Origin of the sequence: Bradyrhizobium sp. (assembly GCF_016462955.1) — a bacterium.
Taxonomy (GTDB): domain Bacteria; phylum Pseudomonadota; class Alphaproteobacteria; order Rhizobiales; family Xanthobacteraceae; genus Bradyrhizobium.
Map to the genome: position 1 here is coordinate 2,155 of NZ_JAEMSD010000200.1, position 6,008 is coordinate 8,162.

General features: G+C 64.4%; 8 protein-coding genes. All 8 read left to right on the plus strand.

What is annotated here, in order from left to right; all coding sequences use genetic code 11:
- A partial coding sequence (locus JHD07_RS20300; protein ID WP_291625103.1) for a tripartite tricarboxylate transporter permease occupies window positions 1-528 on the plus strand: 528 nt, incomplete at its 5' end.
- A 149-nt stretch (window positions 529-677) separates the two neighbouring features.
- Window positions 678-1,658 (plus strand): tripartite tricarboxylate transporter substrate binding protein BugD, encoded by a 981-nt coding sequence (locus tag JHD07_RS20305; RefSeq protein WP_291625105.1) that lies wholly within the window; start codon window positions 678-680, stop codon window positions 1,656-1,658.
- Between the two features lie 168 nt (window positions 1,659-1,826).
- Window positions 1,827-2,621 (plus strand): thymidylate synthase, encoded by a 795-nt coding sequence (locus JHD07_RS20310; RefSeq protein WP_291625107.1) that lies wholly within the window; start codon window positions 1,827-1,829, stop codon window positions 2,619-2,621.
- 5 nt (window positions 2,622-2,626) lie between these two features.
- The gene (locus JHD07_RS20315; RefSeq protein ID WP_291625109.1) at window positions 2,627-3,112 is read left to right on the plus strand and encodes a GNAT family N-acetyltransferase; all 486 of its coding nucleotides are present in this window, start codon (window positions 2,627-2,629) and stop codon (window positions 3,110-3,112) included.
- On the plus strand, window positions 3,112-3,621 hold the full coding sequence (locus JHD07_RS20320) for a dihydrofolate reductase (protein WP_291625111.1): 510 nt from the start codon (window positions 3,112-3,114) through the stop codon (window positions 3,619-3,621). Before JHD07_RS20315 ends, JHD07_RS20320 begins: the two co-directional genes overlap by 1 nt.
- 152 nt (window positions 3,622-3,773) lie before the next feature.
- Entirely contained in the window at window positions 3,774-4,910 is a 1,137-nt protein-coding gene (gene hflK, locus JHD07_RS20325; RefSeq protein ID WP_291625113.1) for an FtsH protease activity modulator HflK, read from the plus strand.
- A complete protein-coding gene (locus JHD07_RS20330; protein ID WP_291625115.1) occupies window positions 4,907-5,803 on the plus strand; it encodes a protease modulator HflC in 897 nt (298 codons plus the stop codon). Before hflK ends, JHD07_RS20330 begins: the two co-directional genes overlap by 4 nt.
- A gap of 71 nt (window positions 5,804-5,874) precedes the next feature.
- Window positions 5,875-6,008 (plus strand): DUF2065 domain-containing protein (locus tag JHD07_RS20335; RefSeq protein ID WP_291625119.1); only part of this gene is annotated, 134 nt, incomplete at its 3' end.

Here is a 6,008-nt window from a genome sequence, read left to right on the forward strand (position 1 = left end):
GTGATGGCGCTGATGGTCGGCGCGATGACGATCCACGGCATCGTGCCGGGCCCGCAGGTGATGCAGAAGCAGCCCGATCTCGTCTGGGGCATGATCGCCTCGATGTGGATCGGCAATCTGATGCTGATCATCATCAACCTGCCGCTGGTCGGCATCTGGGTGCGGCTCCTGCGCGTGCCGTACCGGCTGATGTTCCCCTCGATCGTGATCTTCTGCGCGATCGGCATCTATTCGGTGAACAATGCTCCGGTCGACGTCATCCTGGCCGGTATCTTCGGTCTCGTCGGCTACTGGTTGATCAAGCACGATTTCGAGCCGGCGCCGCTGCTGCTCGGCATGGTGCTCGGACCGTTGATGGAAGAGAACCTGCGCCGTGCGCTGCTGATCTCGCGCGGCGACTGGAGCGTGTTCCTGACGCGTCCGTTGTCGGCGGTGCTGCTGGCGGTCGCGGCTGGCCTTCTTGTGCTTACGGTGCTACCGGCGTTGCGCGCCAAGCGCGACGAGGTGTTCACCGAGTCCGAGAATTGATGTTGGGTGCGCTTGCGTCGGCTCAGTCCTGCGTCGGCGCGCCGCATTCGGAAGTCGAATCGACTTGTGTTACGGCTTCGTGAAATGGAGATGCCGGCCTTTGGGCCGGCATTTTGTTTGTAGCCCAAAGAACCGACAGGGGAATCGCCATGACGTTCATTCGCGCGCTCACGGGCGCATGTGCAGCAACGCTCGCATCGCTGGGCAGCTTCATCGCGCCGGCCGAGGCGCAGACCTATCCGACCCGCACGATCACCATGATCGTGCCGTTCGCGGCCGGCGGGCCGACCGACGTGATCTCGCGCATCGTCACGGGGAACATGGCGCAGACGCTGGGGCAGAGCATCGTCATCGAGAACGTCGTCGGCGCCGGCGGCACCACGGCCACGACGCGCGCTGCGCGCGCGGCCAATGACGGCTACACGCTGATCACCGGGCACATGGGTACGCATGCCGCCTCGGTGCCGCTCTATCCGAAGCTGGCCTATCACCCCGAGAAGGATTTCGAGCCGATCGCGCTGCTGGCGGGCACGCCCATCCTGATCCTGGCGCGCAAGGATTTTCCGCCGAAGGATCTCAAGGAGTTCGTCGCCTACGTGAAGGCGAATGCCGAGAAGGTGAATGCTGCCCATGCCGGCGTCGGCTCGGTCTCGCACGTCTCGTGCGAACTCCTCCACTCCATTCTCGACATCAAGCCCGTCGGAGTGCCCTTCAGCGGCACCGGACCCGCGATGAACGCGCTCGTGGCCGGACAGGTCGACTACATGTGCGACCAGATCGTCAACGCCGTGCCGCAGATCAATGCCGGCACCATCAAGGCCTACGCGATCGCCACGGCCGAGCGTAACCCGTCGCTGCCGAACGTGCCGACCACGGCGGAGGCCGGCCTGCCGGCCTTCCAGGCCCAGGCGTGGAACGCGGTGTTCGCGCCCAAGGGAACCTCGCCCGCCATCGTGGCGACCCTGAACGCCGCCGCCAACAAGGCGCTCGACGACGAGACCGTGAAGAAGCGCCTGCTCGAGCTCGGCAGCGTCATCCCTGGGCCAAAGGACCGCACGCCGGAGGCGCTGGGGGCCCTCGTCAAGAGCGAGATCGCGAAGTGGAGCCCGGTGCTCAAGCCGGCAAATTAAGCAAAGCCATCAAGTCGATAGGCGAGGGGCGGGACGCTGAGTTCCGCCCCTTGTCGTTTTGCCGGAAAGGCTCACTTTTCCGGGTATAATCGGTGGAGGCAGCGAATCGCGGCTGTCGTCGCACGGGAGGCACCGTTAAGTTCGCCGCCTCCCAAAGGCTCATGACACATGCATCAGTATCAGGACCTGCTCGAACGGATTCTTTCGGACGGCGCGGAGAAGACCGACCGGACCGGCACCGGCACGCTCTCGGTATTCGGCCATCAGATGCGCTTCAACCTGTCCGCCGGCTTCCCGATGCTGACCACCAAGCGGCTGCCGCTGAAGGCGATCGTGCATGAGCTGCTCTGGTTCCTGAAGGGCGACACCAACATCAAATATCTCCGCGACAACGGCGTCACCATCTGGGACGAATGGGCGGACGCCAATGGCGATCTCGGCCCGGTGTACGGCCATCAATGGCGCTCATGGCCCACGGCGGACGGGCGCAGCATCGACCAGATCGCCAATGTCATCGACATGATCAAGCGCACGCCCGATTCCCGCCGGCTGATCGTCACCGCCTGGAATCCCGCCGACGTCGAGAAGATGGCTCTGCCGCCCTGCCACCTGTTGTTCCAGTTCTATGTCGCGAACGGAAAATTGTCGTGCCAGCTCTATCAGCGCTCGGCCGACGTATTCCTCGGCGTGCCTTTCAACATCGCCTCCTATGCGCTGCTCACCATGATGGTGGCGCAGGTCACCGGCCTGAAGCCCGGCGATTTCGTGCATTCGTTCGGCGACGCCCACCTCTATTCCAACCATCTGGAGCAGGCGCGGCTCCAGCTCACCCGCGCGCCGCGGCCGCTGCCGGTGATGCGGATCAATCCCGAGGTGAAGGACATCTTCTCCTTCCACTACGAGGATTTCGAGCTCGTCGGCTATGATCCGCATCCGCACATCAAGGCGGAAGTCGCGGTCTAGCGTCTATGTCGCTCAACATCCGCCACGTGCGCCCGGGCGAAGCCGGGCTCGTTCTGGGTTTCATCCGCGAGCTTGCTGAATACGAGAAACTGTCGCACGAGGTGGAGGCGACCGAGGCTGACATCGCCGACGCACTGTTCGGCGAAAAGCCGCAGCTCTATTGCGCGATCGCGGAGTGGAACGGTGAGCCGGCCGGCTTCGCGGTGTGGTTTGCGAACTTCTCGACCTTCAGCGGTCGCCACGGCATCTATCTCGAAGATCTCTATGTAAGGCCATCACATCGGGGCAGGGGTCTCGGCAAGGCGCTGCTGGTCTATCTTGCCAGGGAATGCGTCGAGAACGGCTGGTCGCGCCTGCAATGGGCGGTGCTCGACTGGAACGCGCCGTCGATCGCATTCTACAAATCGCTCGGGGCGGTCATGATGGATGATTGGACGCTGTGCCGCGTCACCGGGCCTGCGCTGACGCGCCTCGCCGGGAACGCGCCCTGATGGAGATCGTCTTCGTCGTTGCCATCGCGGAGAACGGCGTCATCGGCGCGGGCAACGCCATTCCGTGGCGGTTGAAATCCGACATGGCCCGATTCAAGGCGCTCACGATCGGCAAGCCGGTGATCATGGGCCGCAAGACCTTCGAGTCCCTGCGCCGGCCGTTGCCGGGCCGCACCAACATCGTGATCACGCGCGATGCGGCCTATCGTGCCGCCGGCGCCATCGTTACGATGGCCGCAGCGGATGCGGAGGCGGTCGCGCGCGGCGATGCCCTGCGGCGTTCGGTCACTGAGATTGCGGTGATCGGCGGCGCCGAGATCTACCGGCACTGGCTCGCTCGCGCTGATCGCCTCGAAATCACCGAAGTGCATGCGCGGCCGGAAGGCGACACGCATTTCGCCATCGACAAGGCGGGGTGGGACGAGACGACGCGCATCCGTCATCCTGCAGGACCTGACGACAGCGCCGACTTCTCCTATGTGACATATCGTCGGCGGGCGGGGCATTAACCGCATTTGCCAATGTTAACATTGACTTTTCTGCCCCTGAGCTTAGCTCGGAGGACGGCCCGGGTTGCGTTGTAAGGGACCTGCCTGTCCCCTATAAAGCCGGACCGGACAAAGCGGGCGGGGGCATTCTGCCCTGCCGAGGAGAGCGTCGAATGCCGTGGAAGAATCAGGGCGGTGGCCCATGGGGCTCGGGTCCAAAGGGACCATGGGGCTCAGGCCCGCAACCGGTCGGGCCGAGGCCGCCGGATCTGGAAGACCTTCTGCGCCGCAGCCAGGACCGCCTCCAGCAGATGATGCCGGGCGGTTACTTCTCGGGCATCGGCATCACGCTGATCATCCTGCTGATCGTCGCATTCTGGCTGCTGTCAGGTTTCTTCCGCGTGCAGTCCGAAGAACTCGGTGTCGTGCTGCGCTTCGGCAAGCATGTCCGCACCGTGCAGCCGGGCCTGAACTATCACCTGCCTTATCCGATCGAGACGGTGCTGCTGCCGAAGGCGCTGCGCGTCAATACCACCTCCATCGGCATGACGCTGATCGAGGATCCGGCACGGCGCGGCCGGACCATTCGGGACGTGCCTGAGGAGAGCCTGATGCTGACCGGCGACGAGAACATCGTCGACGTCGACTTCACCGTGCTCTGGCGCATCAAGCCGGACGGTGTCGGCGATTTCCTCTTCAACATCCAGAACCCCGAGGGCACCGTGAAGGCGGTCGCCGAGAGCGCGATGCGCGAGGTGATCGGCCGCTCTCAGATCCAGCCGATCCTGACCGGTGCGCGCAACGTCACCGAACAGGGCGTCCAGGAGCTGATCCAGAGGACCCTGGACAGCTACGGCGCGGGCATCCTCATCACCCAGGTGCAGATGCAGAAGGTCGATCCGCCGGCGCAGGTGATCGACGCGTTCCGCGACGTCCAGGCGGCCCGCGCCAACCAGGAGCAGCTGCAGAACGAGGCGCAGACCTATGCCAATCAGGTGATCCCGCAGGCGCGCGGACGCGCGGCCAAGATCCTGCAGGATGCCGAAGGTTACAAGGAGCAGGCGGTCGCCGAGGCCAAGGGCCAGAGCGCGCGCTTCCTGAAGGTTTACGACGAGTACAAGAAGGCGCCCGACGTGACGCGTGAACGGATCTACCTGGAGACGATGGAGCGCGTGCTCGGCGGCGCGGACAAGCTCGTCTATGACGGCGGCCCATCGGGACAGGGCGTCGTGCCCTATCTGCCGCTTCCCGAACTGGCGCCCAAGCGGACGCCTGCCACCGGTGCGCAGTCGAGCGGAGGCAACCGATGAGGTCTCCGGTCACAGGTTTCGTCACGCTGCTCGTGCTCCTGTTCGTCGTGGTCGTCGGCTACATGTCGCTGTTCACGGTGCAGCAGACCGAGCAGACGATCGTGCTCCAGTTCGGCAGGCCCGTCGAGGTCGTCACCGCGCCCGGCCTGCATTTCAAGGCGCCCTGGAATTCGGTGATCAACATCGACAAGCGGATTCTCGACCTGGAGAACCCGTCGCAGGAAGCGATCGCGTCCGACCAGAAGCGGCTCGTGGTCGATGCCTTCGCGCGCTACCGCATCAAGAATGCATTGCGCTTCTACCAGAGCGTCGGCTCGATCCAGGCCGCCAATATCCAGCTCACCACCCTCCTGAACGCAGCGCTCCGCCGCGTGCTCGGCGAGGTCACCTTCATCAACGTGGTGCGCGACGACCGCGAAAAGCTGATGCAGCGCATCCGCGAGCAGCTCGACCGCGAAGCCGATGGCTACGGCATTCAGGTCGTCGACGTCCGGATCCGCCGCGCCGACCTGCCGGAGCAGAACAGCCAAGCGGTCTACCAGCGCATGAAGACGGAGCGCGACCGCGAGGCGGCCGAGTTCCGGGCGCAGGGTGCCCAGAAGGCTCAGGAGATCAAGTCCAAGGCCGATCGCGAGGCGACCGTGATCATCGCGGAAGCCAATTCGCAGTCCGAGCAGACCCGCGGTGCGGGCGATGCCGAGCGCAACCGCCTGTTCGCGGAAGCCTACGGCAAGGACGCCGACTTCTTTGCCTTCTACCGGTCGATGGCGGCCTATGAGAACGGGTTGCGCGCGAACGATACCCGTTTCCTGCTGCGGCCGGACTCGGATTTCTTCCGGTACTTCGGTAGCGCCTCCGGCAGGACGCCAAGCGAGACGCCGGCGAAGCCGTAAGCTAGACAAGGGCGGCCGGTCTGGCCGCCCTTTGTCCAGACAAGAACAGCATAGCGGGAGGTTCCATTCCGATGAGGTCCATTGCGTTCGCCGACTTCCTCATCGGCCTTGGCATTCTGTTCGTGCTTGAAGGCTTGATGTTCGCGGCCAGTCCCAACTGGATGCGCAAAGCGATGAAGAGCGCCATCGCCACGCCGGACAACAT